We start from the raw sequence: 19727 nt of genomic DNA on the forward strand, positions 1-19727 counted from the left end.
CAACTATGCCTTCATCTGGGCCATGGGCGGGGAAAACCTCGACTATACCGATATGAATGTGCTGGATATCTGCCAACTGGCGTAGCAGGGGGCACTAAACGGCTTCCCCCTCTCCCCGCTTCGCAGGGAGAGGGGGAAGTTAAGAGAGCAATCAAGCCGATTGTCATCACGCTCTTTCTTCTTCCCATCAAGGCAGGGAGGAGCATAAGGAAAATTCCATGTCTTCTCTCTTCGACCTGACCGGCAAGGTCGCCATCGTCACCGGCGGCAATAAGGGCCTGGGCGCCGGCATCGCCCTGGCGCTCGCAGAAGCCGGTGCCGATATCGCCGTCGTCTCCACCCGCACCGAGACCGAGACGGTCGAGGCAGCCAAGGCATTGGGCCGCAAGGCCATCCATATCGCCGCCGATCTGACCGCGATCGAACCGGTCGAACGCATCGTCTCGACCACCCTGTCGGACCTTGGTGGCCTTGATATTCTCGTCAACAATGCCGGCATGATCCGCCGCGCCGACAGCGTCGATTTCACCGAAGCCGACTGGGACGCCGTGATCGACCTGAACCTGAAAAGCGCCTTCTTCCTGGCGCAAGCCTGCGGCCGACATATGATCGCGCAAGGGTCCGGCAAGATCATCAATATCGCCTCGATGCTCTCGTTCCAGGGCGGCATCCGCGTGCCCTCCTACACCGCCTCAAAATCGGGCATTGCCGGCATCACCAAGCTGCTGGCCAATGAGTGGGCGTCCAAAGGCGTCAATGTCAACGCCATCGCGCCCGGCTACATGGCCACCGACAACACCGCCGCCCTGCAGGCCGATGAAGCCCGCAACCGCTCCATCCTCGAACGTATCCCCGCCGGACGCTGGGGCCAGCCGTCCGACATGGCCGGCGCCGCCGTCTTCCTCGCCTCCGCCGCCTCCGATTATGTCAACGGCATCACACTCCCCGTGGATGGCGGATGGCTGGCGCGCTGATCAGCGCCCTTTCTTGAGCGCCTTCATACGCGTGGCCACCGCCATGCGGCGCTCGCTGCTGGCCTTGCGCGCATTCTCGACGGCTACAATCTCGGTGGCACGCAACAGGTGCTCGATCACCCGATCCATGTGTTCGTGCATGGCCTGACGCGCCGCCGCGACCGAGCGGTTTTTCAGCGCGGTCAGGATATCGGTATGTTCGGCGATCCGGTCGTTCATGCCGAGGTCGGCGGCCCGCGCCAGCACATTACGCGCCAGCGGCGAATGATAACGCCAGTCCCACAGGTTTTCCACGCAGGTCGTCAAAGCCCCGTTGCCGGTGCTCTGGGCGATCAGGATATGAAACTCGCGGTCGGCTTTTTCCGCCTTCACCGGATCGGCGTCGCCCATTTTCTGCACGAGGACTTCCAGTTCAGCGATCTGCTCCTCGCTGATCAGGGTGGCGGCCAGGGCAGCGACCTCGGCCTCCAGCAGGCGGCGTGCTTCGATCAGCTCAAAAGCGCCGATCTCGGAATCGGTGAAGGCCGGCGCGCGCTGCTTCTGGCTGGATACCGTAATGCCCAGGCCATGCTTGGCTTCGATCAGGCCGAGAATTTCCAGGGCGATCATCGCCTCGCGCAGGGACGGCCGGCTGACGCCATATTGCAACGCCAGTTCACGTTCGGTCGGCAGCCGGTCGCCTGGCTTGTAGCGCCCCGATTCGATTTCGGCGGCGATGGAATCGGCGATCCTGCGGTAAAGCTTTCTGGAATCTGACATCTGTGCGGAAAATAAAGGATGAATGCAGAATCATATGATCGTTAACATGCCCGCGTTCAATCAAAAAGCCCCTGCACCTTAGCGGAATTTGTACAGTTTCAGTTGCTGGATGCCAAACCCGTCGGCATTGATCTTCAGATGCCGCCCCTGATGGCTTTCATCGCCGTTCAGCCAGCGGCCGGGCTTCCACACGCCGTCCACATAGCGCCCTTCCACGATCTGCTCGATGCCAACGGCCTGCTTATCCGGCGCCGCATCCTCGAAGGTGACCACCACGCCCTTGCCGGCGACGATAAAGCTGTCATCGCCGGTTTGGATGATCAGCCCGCCGTTGGCGGCGATGTCCTGTTTGTCCTTCGGCGTCCACGGATCGACAAAACTGACCGTGAATTTGTAACCGCCGAGCATAAAGGACTGCGGCGTTTCCTCAACCACGCCATCGAACGACACGCGCGGCCGAAAACCGCGCATCCGGCCCGTGCCCTGCGCCGCCAGGATCTGCGGCGACAATTGCTCCAGCACGTCATAGGCGCCGGTCAGGTTGGCGCTGTTTTCCGGCTTGATATTGTCGATCGAGAACGGCGAAAAGCTGATCGAATCGAGCTGGCCGATGGCGTAGAAGGCATTGGCCCCGGCCTCCGGCTTGCCCGCCTGATTGGCCTCCGGAATGAAAAAGGGATTATCCGGGCGCTTGAATTTATCGGCCCATTCCATGAAGTTCGGGAAATACATGTCGATGGCCAGGATATCGATATCCGGCGCCGCCGGCTTCCAGACATCGAACAGATGCGGCAGGGGCCCGGCGCTTGGATACTGCCCCGGCGTCTTGCCTGGCCGGATCAGGGCGGCATTGACATACATCGGCAGCGGATACTGCGCCTTGCCGGCCTTTGCCAGGCCATTGGCGAAGGCGGCGAAATACCATGCCTGGAAGACTTCCTGCGCCTGGATGGAGCCGCCGAAAACCTCGCCCCAGGTGCCGCTGTCCTTCAGGCCGTTTGCCTCCCACAGGGTGCGGACATAAGGGTCCAGCGTCTCCCGATGCGTCTTCAGGTAAGCGATCAGCTCGGCCGGCACCGGTCCGTTCCAGGCGGCCTGCGCCTGCGGGCTGTAATCGCGCACCACCGGCAACATGCCGATCTCGTTTTCCACCTGGATCATGACCACGGTATGCGCCGCATCCACCTGCTTCAGATGCGCCATCACGGCGGCAAAGGCACGGGCATCGGCGGCCAGGGTATCTGGATCGAACGGCGACAGGATATCCTGCGGCTGCCCCTTGTCATCCTGTGCTCTCGAATAGGTGGTGTAATCGCGCTTCACGTAAGGCGGCACATAGGTCGACATCGAGTTCTTCCACGCGCCGAACCACAGCAGCACCAGCTTCACGTTGTTCTGACGGGCCTGCTTGATCATGCCGTCAAGCACGGTGAAATCGTACTTGCCCGGTTGCGGCTCGATCTGGTCCCATTCGACCGGGGCGATGACTGTATTCAGCCCCACGGATTTCAGGGTCGGCCATTTGGTATTGAGATAATCGAGGTTTGAAGCCGTGGAATTGGCCAGTTCGCCCCCCAGGATCAGGAAGGGCTTGCCATCGACGATCAGTTGTTTCGTCGTGCCCTGGGTCGCCAGGTGCGGAATGTCGGCCGCCAGGGCCGGCATCCATAAGAGCGCAGCACCGATCATGGTGGCGGCCAGAGGTCGGGACAGACGGGTCATAGGGTTTCCTTAATGTGCCAAGAACGCTATCCCAAAAAAGGGTAGTGCGCCAATCGTATAGACACCTTTGCAATTGCACCGTCCAGACCCTGTAAAATAATGGTCTTGCCAATTTCATGTTTTGAGACCACGTCTTTCGCAAGATAATTTGCACCCATTGGTCAAATCTGTTCAATTTAAGAAGCGCTTTAAGTGCACCACCGAGCTTACAAAAAAAGAATACGCCTTCTTACAGATTGCCGAGTCGGGGAATTTCACTGAACACATATGTTTCCCGGCACATAGCTTTTAATTATGGGAACGTGTCCTCATTTCCCGGTTTACATCAGACCGGAATAGATTATTGGTATGACCAATATAAGCGATACGGGCGAGTGAAAGGCCAAGTGTACCAATGGATTCCCCCAAGACCTCCAATGCCAACTCTCATGACAATGCTCCAGGCGACGGCGTCTCAGCAAATGGCCAGGGCGGCCTGGTCATCCGGTCGGCCAAGGTCATCATCACCTGCCCCGGCCGCAACTTCGTCACGCTCAAGATCGAAACGAACCAGGGCGTCTACGGCATCGGCGATGCCACGCTCAACGGCCGCGAACTGGCGGTGGCCAGCTATCTGACCGATCATGTCATTCCCTGCCTGATTGGCCGCGACGCCCACCGCATCGAGGACATCTGGCAATATCTTTACAAGGGCGCCTACTGGCGGCGCGGTCCCGTCACCATGTCGGCCATCGCCGCCGTCGACATGGCCCTGTGGGACATCAAGGCCAAGGTGGCCGGCCTGCCGCTTTATCAACTTCTGGGCGGCGCCAGCCGCGAGGCCGTGATGGTCTATGGCCACGCCAACGGCACCAGCATCGAGGATACCGTCAATGTGGCGCTTGATTACAAGGCCCAGGGCTACAAGGCCATCCGCCTGCAATGCGGCGTGCCGGGCCTGGCCTCGACCTACGGCGTCTCGAAGGACAAGATGTTCTACGAACCGGCCGACGCCGATCTGCCGACCGAGAACCTGTGGAACACCGAAGCCTATATGCGCGTGGTGCCGAAGTTGTTTGCCGCCGCCCGCGAGGCCCTGGGCGACGAGGTCCACCTGCTGCACGATGTCCATCACCGCCTGACGCCGATCGAGGCCGGGCGGCTGGGCCGCGATCTCGAACCCTACAGGCCGTTCTGGATGGAGGACGCGGTGGTTGCTGAAAATCAGGACAATTTCCGCCTGATCCGCCAGCACACCACGACTCCGCTGGCCGTCGGTGAAATCTTCAACACCATCTGGGACTGCAAGGAGCTGATCCAAAACCAGCTCATCGATTATATCCGCGCCACGGTCGTCCATGCCGGCGGCATCACCCATTTGCGCCGCATCGCCGCCTTTGCCGACATATATAATGTCCGCACCGGCTGCCACGGCGCCACCGACCTGTCGCCGGTCTGCATGGCCGCGGCCCTGCATTTTGACCGCTCGATCCCCAATTTCGGCATCCAGGAATATATGCGCCACACCGAGGCGACCGACGAGGTTTTCCCGCACGGCTATCGCTTCGAAAGCGGCTTCCTCTATTCATCGGAAACGCCGGGACTGGGTGTTGACATCGATGAGGAAAAGGCCGCCAAATACCCCTACAAACGCGCCTACCTGCCGGTCAACCGTCTGCAGGACGGCACCATGTTCAACTGGTAGACTTAAAGAAAGCAAGAGACCCCACCACCACTCGTTTCACTCGCGGTCCCCCTCCCCGACAAGCGGGGAGGATCAGGAGACACAAAACCTTATACCTCCCCAACTTGTTGGGGAGGGGGACCGACGCGCCCTTGCGCGTTGGTGGTGGGGCTTCTTGCTTCTACTGAATAACGACGCGGACAATTCCGCGCATAACAGGAAACGCATATGGAAACGACCGCGCCTGAAGCCGCGCCACAGATAAAACCCGCCGGCTATATCCGCTGGATTATCTGCGGCATCCTCTTCCTGGCCGTGGTTATTTCCTATATCGACCGGCTGGTCATTTCCGTGCTCAAGCCAAGCCTGTCCGCGCAATATAACTGGTCGGAAACCGGCTATGCGGACATGGCTTTTTACTTCCAGCTTGTTTATGGCATCGCCTTCCTGATCTCCGGCCGCATCATCGACAAGATCGGCGCCAAGGCCGGCTACAGCTTCGCCATGATCATCTGGACCGCCGGGCACATGATGCACGCCCTCTTCACCTCCACCACCGGCATGATCCTGGCGCGTCTGCCCCTGGCCATGGGGGAGGCCGCCACCTACCCCGCAGCGCTCGTCGCCGCCAATTCCTGGTTTCCGAAAAAGGAACGCGCGCTGGCCATCGGCGTGCTCAATGCCGGCGCTAATGTCGGCGCCATCGTCACGCCGCTCATCGTGCCGGCCATCGCCCTGGCCTGGGGCTGGCGCGCCGCCTTTGTCGTCACCGGCTTGTTTTCGGTGGTCTGGCTCGTCATCTGGTGGATTTTCTACCGCAAGCCGCGCGACCACAAACTGGCCTCGGCCGCCGAAGTGGCATGGATCGAGTCGGATGCGACGACCGAGGAACCGCTCGACCGCGCCTCGCCCTGGAAAGTTCTGGGTTACCGCCAGACCTGGGCCTATATGTGCGGCCGCTTCCTGATCGACCCAGTGTGGTGGACCTTCCTGTTCTGGCTGCCGGCCTTTTTCGCCAAGCAGTTCGATGTCAAGCTGTCGGGATTCGGCCCGCCGCTGGTCGCCATCTATCTGCTGGCCGATGTCGGTTCGATCTTCGGCGGCTGGCGCTCATCGAGCTACCTGAAACGCGGCTGGGAACCCAACAAGGCGCGCAAGACCGCCATGCTGATCATGGCCTTTGTCGTCCTGCCCGTGGCCGCGGTCACCTTCATGCCGAACATGTGGTGGGCAGTGCTGCTGATAGGCCTCGCCTGTGCCGGCCATCAGGGTTTTTCGACCAATCTTTTCACCATGCCGGGCGACCTCTATCCACACTATGCCTCAGGTACGGTGGCCGGTCTCGGCGGTCTGGCCGGCGCCTGCGGCGGCATGCTGATGGCCAAGTTCGCCGGCATCATTCTGCAAACCACCGGCGGCAACTACACGCCGATCTTCGTCGTTTCCTCGGTCATGTATCTCATCGCCTTCTGCGTCGTTCATCTGCTTTGCCCGCGCTGGGAAAAGGTTACTCTGTAAGGACTTGCCATGCGCCGTCTGATTGCCGCCATCTGTTTCGCCATCGCCGCTTTCGCTTCGCCAGTTCTGGCAGAGGATGGCTATGATCTGTGGCTGCGCTATCACCCGGTCGAGGCCGCTTACGCCGCGCAATATAAACCGCACGCCACGGCGATTATCGGCGGCGACACCCCAATCCTTGCCAGCGCTAAATCCGAACTGAAACGCGGGCTGGATGGCCTGCTGGCGCAGGATACGCCCATCGTCAGCCAGCCGGTCGATGGCGCCATTGTCCTGCAAACCGGCGACACGAACCTGCCCGAAGACGGTTTCCGTATCGGGGCCAAAACGCTCGATGGTCACCCGGTCACAGTGATCAGCGCCAGAACCGACCAGGGCGCACTTTACGGCGCGTTCCGCTTACTGCGTGAAATCCAGACCCGCGCAGCCCTCACCGACATCAGCGACGCCCCGAAAATCAAACTCCGCGTCATCGACCACTGGGACAATCTCAACGGCTCCGTCGAGCGCGGCTATGCCGGCACGTCGATCTTCGACTGGTGGCGGCTGCCCGATCTGGTCGATCCGCGCCTGACCGACTATGCCCGCGCCGAAGCCTCGATCGGTGTCAACGGCGTGGTGCTCAACAATGTCAACGCCAAGGCCGACAGCCTGACAGCCCCCTACCTGCAAAAGACCGAGGCCATTGCGAAGGTCTTCCGGCCGTGGGGCATCAAGGTCTATCTCTCCGCCCGCTGGACCGCGCCGATCGAGCTGGGCGGGCTGAAAACCGCCGATCCGCTCGATCCCGCGGTGCAGGCGTGGTGGAACGCCAAGGCCGATGAAATCTATGCCCTCATCCCCGATTTCGGCGGTTTTCTGGTAAAAGCCAATTCCGAGGGCGAGCCCGGTCCGGGCGACTATGGCCGCAACCATGCCCAGGGCGCCAACATGCTGGCCGCGGCGCTGAAACCCCACGGCGGTATCGTCATGTGGCGCGCCTTCGTCTATTCCGAACACGACGCCAATGACCGCGCCAAGCAGGCCTATAACGAGTTCAAGCCGGTCGAGGGCCAGTTTGCCGATAACGTCCTTCTGCAGATCAAGAATGGCGCCATCGATTTCCAGCCGCGCGAACCCTTCCATCCGCTGTTCGGCGCCATGCCGAAGACCAATGAAATGCTGGAGGTGCAGATCACCAAGGAATACTTGGGCCAGGGCACGCACCTCGTCTATCAGGGGCCGCTCTACGAAGAGACGCTCAAGGCCGACACCTATGCCGAAGGCAAGGGCTCGACCGTCGCCAAAATCATCGACGGCGCGCTGGATCATCACGCGCTCACCGGCATGGCCGGTGTTTCCAATGTCGGTGATGATCGTAACTGGACCGGCCATGATTTCAGTCAGGCCGACTGGTACGCCTTCGGCCGGCTGGCCTGGGATCCGGACGCCTCCAGCCGCGATATCGCCACCGACTGGGTGAAGATGACCTTCTCCGACGATCCCGCCTTCGTTAAACCGGTGGTCGATATGATGATGGCCTCGCGCGAAACCGCCGCCAACTATATGACCCCGCTCGGCCTGGCGCACCAGATGGCGACCGGCCATCATTATGGCCCAGGCCCGTGGGTGTGCGATCTCGCCCGCCCGGAATGGAACCCCTGCTACTATGCCAAGGCGGATGCGAAAGGCATCGGCTTCGACCGCACGAAGACCGGCTCAGACGCTTTGGCGCAATACGCCCCCGCCGCCGCCAAACAGTGGGCCGATCCAAAAAGGATGGATGAACGCTACCTGCTGTGGTTCCATCATCTGCCGTGGGACTACAAGGTGAAATCCGGACGTACCCTGTGGAACGAACTGGTCACCGATTACGACATAGGCGCGAAACAGGCAGCGCAGATGCAGCAAACCTGGGCCGCCATGAAGCCCTATGTCGACCCTGAGCGCTTTGCCGCCGTTTCGGCCAATCTTAGCATCCAGGCGCGTGAAGCTAAATGGTGGCGTGATGCGTCCATTGCTTATTTCCAGTCGAAATCCGGTTTGCCGCTGCCCACCGGCATCGCGCCGCCGGAACATGACCTCGATTATTACAAGTCGCTGCAATTCCCCTATGCGCCGGGGCATTGACCCTACGCAAGGGTTGACCATTCTTCGTTTTCGATGATACCGCTAACACAAAAGCGGCGCCATCAGACGCGCCCCATCAGAGAGGAAACCTCATGCCACGCCTTCTGCTGACATCCGCTGCCCCATTCGTCCTTGCTCTCATTCTGGCCCAGCCCGTCCACGCCGCCACGCCGGAAGCCTGTGCGTCCGCCCCGTGCGCCTTTCTGGACAAAAGCCTAACGCCGGAAGTGCGCGCCAAAGACCTAGTGTCGCGCATGACGCTGGAGGAAAAAGCGGCGCAGATGCAGGACAATGCCCCGGCAATTTCGCGCCTTGGTCTCAAGCGCTATGGCTGGTGGAACGAGGTCCTGCACGGCGTGGCTCGCGCCGGCGACGCCACCGTCTATCCGCAGGCCATTGGCCTGGCCGCCACCTGGGATACCGCCCTGATGGGCCGGATCGGCGACGCCATCGCCACCGAAGGCCGCGCCAGCCACAATGCCGCCCTGATGCGCGATCCTTCCGGCACCGACCGCTATTTCGGCGTCAACTACTGGTCGCCCAATATCAATATCTTCCGTGATCCGCGCTGGGGCCGCGGCCAGGAAACCTACGGCGAAGACCCCTTCCTTACCGGCCATATGGCCGTCAGTTTCATCCACGGCATCCAGGGCGACAATCCCCTGCTTTACAAGGGCGTGGCGACGCCGAAGCACTTCGCCGTCCATTCAGGGCCGGAACCGCTGCGCCATGGCTTCAATGTCGATGCCTCGCCCTTCGATCTGGAGGATACCTACCTGCCGGCCTTCCGCTCGGCCATTGTCGATGGCAAGGCCGATTCGCTGATGTGCGCCTATAACGCTATCGACGGCTACCCGGCCTGCGAAAGCCCGCTGCTGCAAAATCGCCTGCGCGATGACTGGGGCTTCAAGGGTTTTATTGTCACCGACTGCGATTCCATCGACGACATGGTGACCGGCCACAAGAAATATGCCGATGCCGCTTCGGCTTCGGCGGCGGCCATCAAGGCCGGCGCCGATCTCGATTGCGGCACCACCTACAAGGCCATTCCCGAAGCCGTGACGCGCGGCCTGATCACGCAAGCCGATCTTGATGTTTCACTCGAACGCCTGATGGCGGCGCGCATCCGCATGGGCCTGATTGACGGCAGCGCCTATGATCAGATTCCCGCCAGCGAAATCAATTCATCCGCTCACCGCGCCCTGGCCCTGAAAACGGCCGAGGAATCGATGGTGCTTCTGTCCAATCGCGGCAATACCCTGCCCCTGAAAGGCACGGAGAAGATCGCCGTCATCGGCCCGAATGCGCAACTGCTGCAAAGCCTGGAAGGCAACTATACCGGCGTGCCGGTCAATCCGTCCTATCCGCTCGATGCTCTGAAAACCGCGTTCAGCGCCGCCAACGTCTCTTACGCCGCCGGCGCACCCTTAACCGAAGGCATGCGCACGCCGGTGCCGACGACCTTCCTGAAAACCTCTGCCGGCAGCAGCGAAAATGGCCTGAAAGGTGAGTATTTCGACAACCTGACCTTTGCCGGCACGCCGAAGATGACGCGCACCGATCCGGTGATCAATTTCGACTTCTACCGCACGGCGCCGGAGGGCTTCAAACCGCTCGGCTTCAGTATCCGCTGGACCGGGGTAATCACACCGCCGGCGCCCGGCAAGTACCAGATCGGTTTCCGGATGCAGACGCCGCGCCCAGGCCAGCCGGCACCCGATGTCAAGGTGTGGATCGACGGCAAGCTCGTGGTGACGCCGGAACTTTCCGCCGCTGCCGGCCGTGATGAAGCCTATTGCGGCGGGGCCTGCGCCAAGCCGCCAATGGCACCGGTCGCCTACGAATTCACCGACACCAAGCCGCACGATATCCGTATCGACTATGTCCGCACGGTCGAGGATCGCGCGTCTTCGCTCGACTGGATCGCGCCGGTCCCGCCCCTGATCGATGGGGCGGTGGAGGCTGCGAAACAAAGCGATACTGTGGTGGCCTTTGTCGGCCTGTCGCCCGATCTCGAAGGCGAGGAAATGGCCGTCAGCTTCCCCGGCTTCAAGGGCGGCGACCGTACCTCGCTGGCCCTGCCCGAAGCGCAGCAAAAGATGCTTGAGGCGGTCAAGGCGACGGGTAAAAAGCTGGTGGTCGTCTATATGACCGGCGGGGCGATTTCCGATCCGTGGGTGTCAGAAAACGCCGATGCCGTGCTCCAGGCGTGGTATGCGGGCGAAGCCGGCGGCGAGGCCATCGCCAACACGCTCACCGGCAAGAATAATCCCGGCGGCCGCCTGCCCTATACCATCTACCGCGATGTCGCCGACCTGCCCTCATTCGAGGATTATTCGATGAAGGGCCGCACCTACCGCTATTTCAAGGGGCTGGTGCTCTATCCCTTCGGTCACGGCCTGAGCTATACAAACTTCACCTACGACAAGCCGACACTCTCTGCCAAAACCCTCAAGGCGGGCGATGCGGCAAAGGCCAGCGTCACGGTGCGTAACAGCGGCAAAGTGGATGGCGACGAGGTGGTGCAGCTCTATCTCGCCAAGCCCGGCGATACGGCCAATCCGGTGCTGGCCGGCTTCACGCGCGTGTCCCTGAAGGCCGGTGAAGGCCGCACGGTTTCCCTGCCGCTTGATGCCCGCGCCCTGTCGCAGGTCGGTCAGGACGGCAGCCGCAAGGTGCTGCCGGGCGAATACACGGTCAGTCTCGGCGGCGGCCAGCCAGGCTTTGCGGCCACCGTTTCGGCGGAACTGACCGTTACCCGAACCGCCGTCCTGCCTAAATAATCAGCCAGCCTTTTGCGGATCATCGTCGGGTTCCTCGTTGACACGGCCCCTGAACCCCGACTGGCCATCCAGTTCATTGGCCGGCCGGGGGATGGCCACCGTATTGCGGTCGCTGTCGAGCGCGGGCGTGCCGCCTGAGGGCGGGTTGGATTTCTTTTGGTCTGTCATGGCAGCCTCCTTTATGGCGGGCTATCCTAACGCGACGACCATAAATATCCGGACAGGATCGGCGGCGCGATCATAAGTCTTCGGCAAGGCCCCTATTCCATCCGGTTGGCCATCCGGGTGGAAACCAGGCAAAACGCGCTGGCGGACGCCAGAATGCAAGCGCCAGCACACAGGCTCATGGCAACGCGAAAGCCGGCGATCAGGTCATGGCCGGAAGCGCCGAGCACACCGCCCAGCAAGGCGGTGGCGATCATCCCGGCCGTCCGCGCTACGGCGCTGTTCAGTCCCGACGCCGAGCCGGTGTGGGCGTCATCGACCGATGACAGCACGGCCGTGGTCAGGGGCGCCACGGCACCGGCCATCCCAATGGCGAGCACCAGGATGCCGGGAAAAACGTCCGTCCAATAGCCAGCCTGTTCATCGATGCGCAGCAAAAGCGCGAAACCGGCGGCGACCAGCAACGGACCGATGGTTAAAGGCAAGCGCGGGCCGGTCTTTTCCGCCACGCTGCCCATCACCGGTGACGCCACGGCCAGCAGGGCGGCGAATGGCAAAAGCGCCGCCCCCGCTCCGGTGCCCGAATAGCCGGCGGCCGTGATCAGCACGTAGGGCACCAGCACCATCAGCGCACCAAGCGCGCCATACAACAAAAGGGTCAGCAATGTAAGGCCGGCAAAGGTCCGCGAACCGAACAGGGCCAGCGGCATCATCGCCGAATTGCCGCGCGCTTTCTCGACATAAAGGAATGCCCCGGCGAGAATGGCCCCAGCAACCGTCGTCATGATAGCCGCCATAGTCCAGCCGGCCGGTCCGGTGCCGATGGTCAGCCCCCAGGTCATCGCGCCGAGACTACCCGTCGCCAATAATCCACCTGGCACATCGAGCGCCGATGTCTGCGGGCCACACGCCGTATCCCTGATATAGACGAGGGCCAGGCCAATGGCGCCGAGAGCCGGCGGCAGGTTGATCAGAAAAATCGACCGCCAGCCGATGGTATCGATCAGCCAGCCGCCAAGCACCGGTCCCAACGCGCCCATGACCGCGCCTGCCGCCGCCCAGATACCGACCGACCGCCCCTTGGCTTCGCCGCTGAAGGTGCTGCCGAGAATTGCCAGGCTGTTTGGCAACAGAATGGCCGCGCCAACGCCCTGAGCCGCCCGCCCCGCCAACAGCCAGAACAGGCTGGGCGCCAGGGCGCAAGCCAATGAAGCGACAGCGAACAAGGCCGTGCCCACGACCAGAAGGCGCTGACGGCCAAAACGATCCCCAGCGGCACCGCCGAGCAGCAACAAGGCGCCCAGCGGCAACAGGTAGGCGTTGATGATCCACTGCAGGTCGGCCGCGCCAGCCGCAAATGACGCACCGATCGCCGGCAGGCCGACATTGACCACTGAGCCGTCGATAAAGGACAGGGATGAGGCCAGTATGGTGGTCAGCAGGATCAGGGCCGCATGGCGAGGTTGCCCGGTCTTAGGCGACATCATGCCGGTTTTAGTCCCTTCAGCACGGTGGGCCACAGCTCGGAAACCGTGGGATGGATCGGCACCGCCCATTGCAGCACATCAAAGGTCACGCCGGCATTCATCATGTCGAGCACGCCGTGGATGGCCTCATCGCCGCCGGTGCCGAGGATGGCGGCGCCGAGGATTTTCCGGCTGTCGGCATCGACCACCACCTTCATGAAGCCTTTGGTTTCCCCCTTCTCGACCGCCCGGCCGACGCGGGTCATGGGCCGCGTGCTGACCAGTACCCTGTGGCCGGCCTTTTCTGCCTCGGCTTCTCCCATCCCGACCCGGCCGAGCGGCGGATCGATATAGAGGGCATAGCCGAGGATGCGATCACTGACCTTGCGGTTTTCGCCATCGAGCAAATTGGCGGCGATGATCTCGAAGTCATTGAAGGCCGTGTGGGTGAAGGCGCCCCGGCCATTGCAGTCACCCATGGCCCAGATACCCGGCACGCTGGTCTGGAGGTCGTCGCCAACCTCTATATAGCCGCGCGCATCAAGCTTTACACCCGTCTGATCCAGGCCGAGATCATCGGTATTGGGCCGGCGGCCGGTGGCCACCAGCAGGTCGGAACCGGTCACCTCGCTACCCGACAAACGCACAGTTATGCCATCACCGCCATGCGACACACCGTTGATATCGACGCCGGTGCGTACACTAATGCCCTCGTCTTCCAGTATCCGCCGGATCGCCTCGGAAATATCGACATCCTCGCGGGCGACCAGATGCGCGCCCTTTTCGACCACCGTCACCTGCGCCCCGAAGCGCCGATACATCTGGGCAAATTCCAGCCCAATATAGCTGCCGCCGAGAATGACCAGATGTTCGGGCACCCGGTCGAGCGTCACGATCGAACTGTTGGTCAGATAGGGCACGTCCGTCAGTCCGGGAACAGGCGGCACCGACGCCCGGCCGCCAACATTGAGGAAGATCTTCGGGGCGGAAATCAGTTCATCACCGATCTGGAGGGTTGTGGCATTCTGAAAGCGGGCGTGACCGGTCATCACCGTTACGGTCTTCATGCCGCGCAGCCAGTTTTCGACACCGCTGCGGGCATCCGTAGTCACCTTGTGGGCGCGTGCCGCCACGGCCTTCATATCGATGCGGACATCGCCGGTCACCACGCCGAAATCCGCGCCGCGCCGTGCCAGATGGGCGGCATAGGCGCTGGCCACCAAAGCCTTGGTCGGCATACAGCCAGTATTGACACAGGTGCCGCCGAAGAATTTTCGTTCGACCACGCAGACGGTCTGCCCGGCTTGGCTCAGGCGCTCCGCCAGTGACGGACCGGCCTGGCCGGCCCCGATGATAATGGCGTCGAAGGTTTTCATGGCGGCTCCTTTTGCGTTGCCGATCGTTACGCCTGGCCGAATAAAAATACAGCCGGAAATCAAAAACCGTGATCAAGGTATGTCAGAACCTGTCAGCAGTGAACCGCGGCGCACTGGCGAGTCTGGGCGCGCCTCCCATCTTAAGGGCAGGAAGCGCGTATCTGCTCATTTAAAACTTACATTTTTCTCCCGATAGTCCGCCAACACAAGGGAACCCGGCATGGATACCGTTCACTACCCGACACCGGCCGTAACGACCGAACACCGGCCTCTGGCCTGCGCCTTCACGAAAATGCGCGCCCATACCCTGGCCCTGATCGCACCTCTGTCGGCGGAAGACATGGTCGTGCAGTCCATGCCCGACGCCAGCCCGGTCAAATGGCACCTGGCGCACACCACCTGGTTTTTCGAAACCTTTCTGCTGAAGGACCAGCCCGGTTACAAGCTGTTCGATCCAGACTATGCCTATCTGTTCAATTCTTATTATGAGGCACTCGGCCCCCGCCAGCCGAGAGCACAACGCGGCCTGCTGACCCGGCCACCGCTCGCCGATATCCTAGCCTATCGCGCCCATGTCGATGACGCCATGAGCGGCCTGCTGGAAGCTGATCTGCCGGCCGAAACCGAAGCCCTGATCCGCCTCGGCATCGCCCACGAAGAACAGCACCAGGAACTGATCCTGATGGACGGGCTGCACCTGCTGGCGCAATCGCCGCTGAAACCAGCCTATTGCCCGCGCACCCCGGCCGATGCCGGCGGCAGGCAGGGGCGCTTCCAACTCCGGCCCGGCGGCCTGGTCGAGATCGGTCACGCAGGAGAAGCCTTCGCCTTCGATAATGAAGCCCCGCGTCACCGCACCTGGCTGCAACCCTTCGAGATCAGCGACCGGCTGGTCACCAATGGCGAATGGCTGGCCTTCATGCAGGACGGCGGCTACAGCCGCCCGGACCTGTGGCTTTCCGATGGCTGGGCGCAGGTTCAGGCCAATGGCTGGAACGCGCCCTTCTACTGGCAAGCAAGCGAGGATGGCTGGCAGGAAATGACTTTGCGCGGGCTGCAAGCCATCGCGCCCGGCGCACCGGTCACCCACATCAGCTATTATGAGGCAGACGCTTATGCCCGCTGGGCCGGTGCGCGCCTGCCGACCGAGGCCGAATGGGAAGCCGCGGCCGCCGACGGCGTGCTGGAACAGGTGGATGACGTTGCCTGGCAATGGACCGGCAGCGCCTACCTGCCCTATCCCGGTTTTCTGCCCGGCGCCGGAGCGGTCGGCGAATACAATGGCAAGTTCATGAGCGGCCAGATGGTATTACGCGGCGGCTCCGCCTTCACCCCCGCCGGCCATGCGCGCCCGACCTACCGCAATTTCTTCGCACCGGAAAAGCGCTGGCTGCGGTCCGGCCTGCGGCTGGCACGTGATATCTCCACCGGCACGACTGGCGATGTTTCTGACGACGGCTTTGCCGCCGATGTGGTGCGCGGCCTGTCCGCTCGCCAAAAATCCCTGTCGCCGAAATATTTCTATGATGCCACTGGCTCCGAACTGTTCGAGGCCATCTGCCGGCTGGAGGAATATTACCCGACCCGCACCGAAACGGCCCTGCTCGCCCGCATCGCCCCGGAACTGACGGCCGATATTCCCGCCGATTCTGTCTTGGTCGAATTCGGCAGCGGAGCGAGCGAAAAGACCCGCCTGCTGATCGATGCCGGCCCGCAGATCACCGACTATGTGCCGATCGACATCAGTGAGGATGCCCTGCGTCACGCCACCCTGCGCCTCAAAGGCGCCTATCCGAAACTATCGGTGACGCCCGTGGTCGGTGACTTTACGAGCGATGTTCAGCTTCCCAGCGCCCTGAAAGGCCGGCCGCTGATCGGCTTCTTCCCCGGCTCGACCATCGGCAACTTCACCCATGTCGAGGCTGTCGCCTTCCTGCGCACCGTGCGCGGATTATTAGGCCCGAATGCGCGCCTGATCCTGGGTGCCGATATGGTCAAGGATGAAGCGACGCTGGTGGCCGCCTATGACGATGCGAAAGGCATCACCGCGGCATTCAACAAAAACCTGCTGGTGCGTATTAACCGCGAACTGGACGGCAATTTTGATCTCGATGCCTTCGATCACCTGGCCGTCTGGAATCCGGACTACGAGCGCATCGAGATGCACCTCGTCTCGCGCAAGGACCAGATCGTGACCGCCGCCGGCCATTCCTTCGCCTTCAAGGCCGGCGAGCGCTTCCATACCGAGAATTCGCACAAGTTCACCCCGGCCTCACTGACGCGGCTGGCGGCGGACTCCGGCTGGAAGATAGAGCGGCAGTGGATCAGCCCGGCGCCGGAATTCGGTATCTTCAGTCTCGGTGCCTGATCTGCACAAACCGAGCGACATAGTCGTTCGCCGGATGACTAAGGATATCCTCCGGTGTGCCGGTCTGAATGATTTCACCGTCCTTCATGATGACGATACGGTTGCCCAGGCGCACGGCCTCATCCAGATCATGCGTGACGAAGACGATGGTCCGCTTCAGCCGCTGTTGCAGCCCCTGAAGCAGATCCTGCATGTCGGCGCGGGTCAGGGGATCGAGCGCCGAAAATGCCTCGTCCATCAACAGAATTCCGGTCTCGACCGCCAGGGCCCGCGCCAGCCCGACGCGCTGCTTCATGCCGCCCGATAACACATCAGGCCGCGCCTTTTCATACCCTTCCAGCCCCACCGCCGCGATCCATTCCATCGCCTTGTTAAGTGCTGTCTGCCGGTCCTCGCCGCGCGCCATCAGGCCGAAGGCGACATTCTCCAGAACATCGAGATGCGGCAGCAGGCCGAAGCCCTGAAACACCATGCTGACCTGGCGGCGGCGATATTCCCGCAAGTCCTTGGCCTCCAGCGCCCGCACATCCACGCCATCGACGCGGATATCACCGGCCGACGGCTCGATCAGCCGGTTGATATGACGAACCAGGGTCGATTTGCCGGAACCGGACAACCCCATCAGTACGCAGACCTCACCCGCCGCCATATCAAGCGAGACATCGCGCAGGGCCAGGGTACAGCCGGTCGCCGCCAGAATCTCCGCCTTGCCGACGCCCTGTTCCGCCATAGCCAGGGCGGCGCTTTCCTTGCGGCCGAAAACCTTGGTGAGGTGGCGCAGCTCAATCATGCGATGCCCCTTTCCCGCCAAAGCCCTGGGTGATGCGATCAAGCACAAAGGCCAGGATGACGATACCGAGCCCCGCCTCCAGCCCCATGCCGACATCGAGCGTTTGGATGCCGTTCAAGACCTGCTCTCCCAGGCCGCGCGCCCCGATCATCGAGGCAACGACGACCATGGAAAGCGCCAGCATGATCGTCTGGTTGACGCCGGCCATCAGCGTCGCGCGCGCCAGCGGCAGTTCCACCCACCACAGCCTCTGCCATGGCGTCAGACCGAACGAGTCGCCCGCTTCGCGCACCTCATGATCAACGCGCTCGATGCCCAGGGTCGTCAGCCGGATCATCGGCGGCAGGGCGTAGATGACTGTGGCCAGGATCGCCGGCACCTTGCCGAGGCCAAACAGCATCAGGGCCGGAATGAGATAGACGAAGGCCGGCAGGGTCTGCATGATATCGAGTACCGGCTGGCTCAGGCCCTTGATCCAGCGCGATTTTGCCGCGGCGATCCCGACTGGTAGGCCGATCAGAACAGCCAGCAGACTGGCAATGAGCATCAGGGTCAGGGTTTGGGTCATCAGGCTCCACAGGCCGAGCAGCCCCATGACGAGCATCAACCCGCCTATGGCCACGGTCAGGCCAATTCGCCGGGTGCCCGCCCAGGCCAGCCCCATGAAAACGGCGATCAACAACCACCACGGAATGGCGCCCAGCAGACCATCAAGCGCCACGATGACGCTCAAACCGGCATTGGCAACAGCCCTGAATCCCTCGCCATGATCGCGCACCAGTCCGGACACGGCGCCATTGACCGGCTGGCGGATTGATAGCGTCCAGCGCGCCGGGAAGTTCGATTTCGCCACCGGCGCCGCCGTGCCCAGACTGGTCGAAATCCGTTCGGCGGTGTTCGTATCCACCCATTGCCGCCACAGGTCCGGATGCGCCTTCAGAAACCACACCGCCTGCGCCCGCGCGGTCAGCTTACCGTCGGCCCGTCGCACCAGGTTGGCGTTCAGGTCATCGATGGGGAAGGTCGCTTTCGCCAGCATCGCGGTGATCACCGGGGCCCTTTCGGCAAAAGGCGTCGATACCCCATAAGCGACATCGGCCGGCGGCGCAGCGCAACCTTGCGTGTGCTTGCCATCCCTGCTGGTCAGATCGGCCCAACAGGCGGCCGACCACGGCGGCTCTTTCAGTTGCACCAGTTTCAGCCGGCCGGCAATCGGACTGGGCGACCAGTAATAGAAAAGGATCGGCTGTTTCTGCGCATAGGCCGCGGTAATGGCCGCATCCATGGCCGGACCGGTGCCGGGTCTGAAATCGACATAGGCGCCAGTCAGCCCGTAGGCTTTCAGCTTGGCGCTGTTGACGCCCTCGCACGTCCAGCCGGACGGGCAGTTGAGAAAGCGGCCCTTGCCGGGCTGCTCGGGATCGCGGAACAGGGCGACATAGCGCGGGTCGGCAAGTTGGCTGACGCTGTTCAGGCCGGGCGCCGCCGCATCCGAGCCATGCACCATATAGTCCGGCACATACCAGCCTTCACGCGCTTCGGTAAACGGGTGACCGATGGCTTTTACAGTGCCAACAGCCGCTGCCTTTTTCCACACATCGCTGCGACTGACCCATTCCTCGGCCAGGATGTGGATATCGTCATTGGCCAGGGCCTGCTCCAGCGTGACGGTATTGCCCGGTACGGTCTCGGTAGCACACCCATAACCGCGCTCGATGATCTCCTGCATGACGGCGGTAATGAACTCGCCGCTTTCCCAGTTTACCCCGGCGAATCGCACAGGCTCGGTAACAGGGCACTCCACTTTCGCCAGGGCAGGAACTGAAAATCCGGCAAAAAGCAAGGCCAGGACACATGCCCATAAATGGGCCGTCGCTGTTGCATTCCGGGACATAAAACGTCTCAAGGCCAGCTCCTGCCCGCCACGCGGACGCAATTTACCGCCAAAACACACAATCAGAGGCGCCATACATACGCAATCACGTTTTTGTTTTTAGTCGACTTCCCCAGAATGGCGATTGTTTTATAGGTCGC

At 62.0% G+C, this 19727-nt stretch carries 14 protein-coding genes; 7 read left to right on the top strand and 7 right to left on the bottom strand.

Annotated elements, in window-relative coordinates:
• Positions 1–85 (top strand): hypothetical protein (locus tag BLO49_RS18585; RefSeq protein WP_245678955.1); only part of this gene is annotated, 85 nt, incomplete at its 5' end.
• 133 nt (positions 86–218) lie between these two features.
• Complete coding sequence (gene kduD / locus BLO49_RS06955; protein WP_090646295.1) at positions 219–974, top strand: 2-dehydro-3-deoxy-D-gluconate 5-dehydrogenase KduD; 756 nt, start codon at positions 219–221, stop codon at positions 972–974.
• On the opposite strand, the gene BLO49_RS06960 is transcribed toward kduD, so the two are convergent.
• Both BLO49_RS06960 and BLO49_RS06965 read right to left on the bottom strand, forming a co-directional pair.
• Positions 975–1733 carry a FadR/GntR family transcriptional regulator gene (locus tag BLO49_RS06960; RefSeq protein WP_090646297.1) on the bottom strand — a complete coding sequence of 253 codons (759 nt, stop codon included), beginning with the start codon at positions 1731–1733 and terminating at the stop codon, positions 975–977. It lies immediately after the preceding gene.
• Between the two features lie 78 nt (positions 1734–1811).
• Positions 1812–3455 (bottom strand): GH35 family beta-galactosidase, encoded by a 1644-nt coding sequence (locus BLO49_RS06965; protein WP_220083713.1) that lies wholly within the window; start codon positions 3453–3455, stop codon positions 1812–1814.
• A gap of 475 nt (positions 3456–3930) precedes the next feature.
• Between BLO49_RS06965 and manD the strand changes: the two genes are divergently transcribed.
• From manD to BLO49_RS06985, 4 genes are all read left to right on the top strand, one after another.
• Positions 3931–5139, top strand: a complete 1209-nt coding sequence (gene manD / locus BLO49_RS06970; protein WP_170828271.1) for a D-mannonate dehydratase ManD — start codon at positions 3931–3933, stop codon at positions 5137–5139.
• 207 nt (positions 5140–5346) lie between these two features.
• Positions 5347–6636: an MFS transporter gene (locus BLO49_RS06975; RefSeq protein ID WP_090646303.1), complete on the top strand. Its 1290-nt coding sequence runs from the start codon at positions 5347–5349 to the stop codon at positions 6634–6636.
• Positions 6637–6645: 9 nt separating this feature from the next.
• Positions 6646–8745, top strand: coding sequence for an alpha-glucuronidase family glycosyl hydrolase (locus BLO49_RS06980; RefSeq protein ID WP_090646306.1), 2100 nt, complete (start codon positions 6646–6648; stop codon positions 8743–8745).
• Positions 8746–8837: 92 nt separating this feature from the next.
• Positions 8838–11528, top strand: a complete 2691-nt coding sequence (locus BLO49_RS06985; RefSeq protein ID WP_090646309.1) for a glycoside hydrolase family 3 C-terminal domain-containing protein — start codon at positions 8838–8840, stop codon at positions 11526–11528.
• On the opposite strand, the gene BLO49_RS18385 is transcribed toward BLO49_RS06985, so the two are convergent.
• From BLO49_RS18385 to BLO49_RS06995, 3 genes are all read right to left on the bottom strand, one after another.
• Positions 11529–11696: a hypothetical protein gene (locus BLO49_RS18385; RefSeq protein WP_170828246.1), complete on the bottom strand. Its 168-nt coding sequence runs from the start codon at positions 11694–11696 to the stop codon at positions 11529–11531. It lies immediately after the preceding gene.
• Positions 11697–11788: 92 nt separating this feature from the next.
• Positions 11789–13180, bottom strand: a complete 1392-nt coding sequence (locus BLO49_RS06990) for an MFS transporter (protein WP_090646311.1) — start codon at positions 13178–13180, stop codon at positions 11789–11791.
• Positions 13177–14535 carry an FAD-containing oxidoreductase gene (locus tag BLO49_RS06995; protein ID WP_090646314.1) on the bottom strand — a complete coding sequence of 453 codons (1359 nt, stop codon included), beginning with the start codon at positions 14533–14535 and terminating at the stop codon, positions 13177–13179. The genes BLO49_RS06990 and BLO49_RS06995 overlap by 4 nt, the downstream gene beginning before the upstream one ends.
• Before the next feature lie 220 nt (positions 14536–14755).
• Here BLO49_RS06995 and egtB point away from each other — a divergent pair, with 220 nt between their 5' ends.
• Positions 14756–16903 carry an ergothioneine biosynthesis protein EgtB gene (egtB, locus tag BLO49_RS07000; RefSeq protein ID WP_090646317.1) on the top strand — a complete coding sequence of 716 codons (2148 nt, stop codon included), beginning with the start codon at positions 14756–14758 and terminating at the stop codon, positions 16901–16903.
• Here the strand turns inward: egtB and BLO49_RS07005 are convergent.
• Both BLO49_RS07005 and BLO49_RS07010 read right to left on the bottom strand, forming a co-directional pair.
• Positions 16887–17693 carry a quaternary amine ABC transporter ATP-binding protein gene (locus BLO49_RS07005; protein WP_090646319.1) on the bottom strand — a complete coding sequence of 269 codons (807 nt, stop codon included), beginning with the start codon at positions 17691–17693 and terminating at the stop codon, positions 16887–16889. The genes egtB and BLO49_RS07005 overlap by 17 nt on opposite strands.
• Positions 17686–19587: a glycine betaine ABC transporter substrate-binding protein gene (locus tag BLO49_RS07010; protein WP_170828247.1), complete on the bottom strand. Its 1902-nt coding sequence runs from the start codon at positions 19585–19587 to the stop codon at positions 17686–17688. The genes BLO49_RS07005 and BLO49_RS07010 overlap by 8 nt, the downstream gene beginning before the upstream one ends.
• Positions 19588–19727 lie beyond the last annotated feature (140 nt).

The sequence above is a fragment of the Asticcacaulis taihuensis genome, from assembly GCF_900100255.1.
GTDB lineage: Bacteria > Pseudomonadota > Alphaproteobacteria > Caulobacterales > Caulobacteraceae > Asticcacaulis > Asticcacaulis taihuensis.

Excerpts from the sequence above, each read along its gene's own strand:
- kduD (WP_090646295.1), top strand. The coding sequence starts at position 219 with ATGTCTTCTCTCTTCGACCTGACCGGCAAGGTCGCCATCGTCACCGGC.
- BLO49_RS06980 (WP_090646306.1), top strand. The coding sequence starts at position 6,646 with ATGCGCCGTCTGATTGCCGCCATCTGTTTCGCCATCGCCGCTTTCGCT.
- BLO49_RS07005 (WP_090646319.1), bottom strand. The coding sequence starts at position 17,693 with ATGATTGAGCTGCGCCACCTCACCAAGGTTTTCGGCCGCAAGGAAAGC.
- BLO49_RS07010 (WP_170828247.1), bottom strand. The coding sequence starts at position 19,587 with ATGTCCCGGAATGCAACAGCGACGGCCCATTTATGGGCATGTGTCCTG.
- BLO49_RS06995 (WP_090646314.1), bottom strand. The coding sequence starts at position 14,535 with ATGAAAACCTTCGACGCCATTATCATCGGGGCCGGCCAGGCCGGTCCG.
- BLO49_RS18385 (WP_170828246.1), bottom strand. The coding sequence starts at position 11,696 with ATGACAGACCAAAAGAAATCCAACCCGCCCTCAGGCGGCACGCCCGCG.
- BLO49_RS06975 (WP_090646303.1), top strand. The coding sequence starts at position 5,347 with ATGGAAACGACCGCGCCTGAAGCCGCGCCACAGATAAAACCCGCCGGC.
- BLO49_RS06960 (WP_090646297.1), bottom strand. The coding sequence starts at position 1,733 with ATGTCAGATTCCAGAAAGCTTTACCGCAGGATCGCCGATTCCATCGCC.
- BLO49_RS06985 (WP_090646309.1), top strand. The coding sequence starts at position 8,838 with ATGCCACGCCTTCTGCTGACATCCGCTGCCCCATTCGTCCTTGCTCTC.
- BLO49_RS06990 (WP_090646311.1), bottom strand. The coding sequence starts at position 13,180 with ATGATGTCGCCTAAGACCGGGCAACCTCGCCATGCGGCCCTGATCCTG.
- egtB (WP_090646317.1), top strand. The coding sequence starts at position 14,756 with ATGGATACCGTTCACTACCCGACACCGGCCGTAACGACCGAACACCGG.
- BLO49_RS06965 (WP_220083713.1), bottom strand. The coding sequence starts at position 3,455 with ATGACCCGTCTGTCCCGACCTCTGGCCGCCACCATGATCGGTGCTGCG.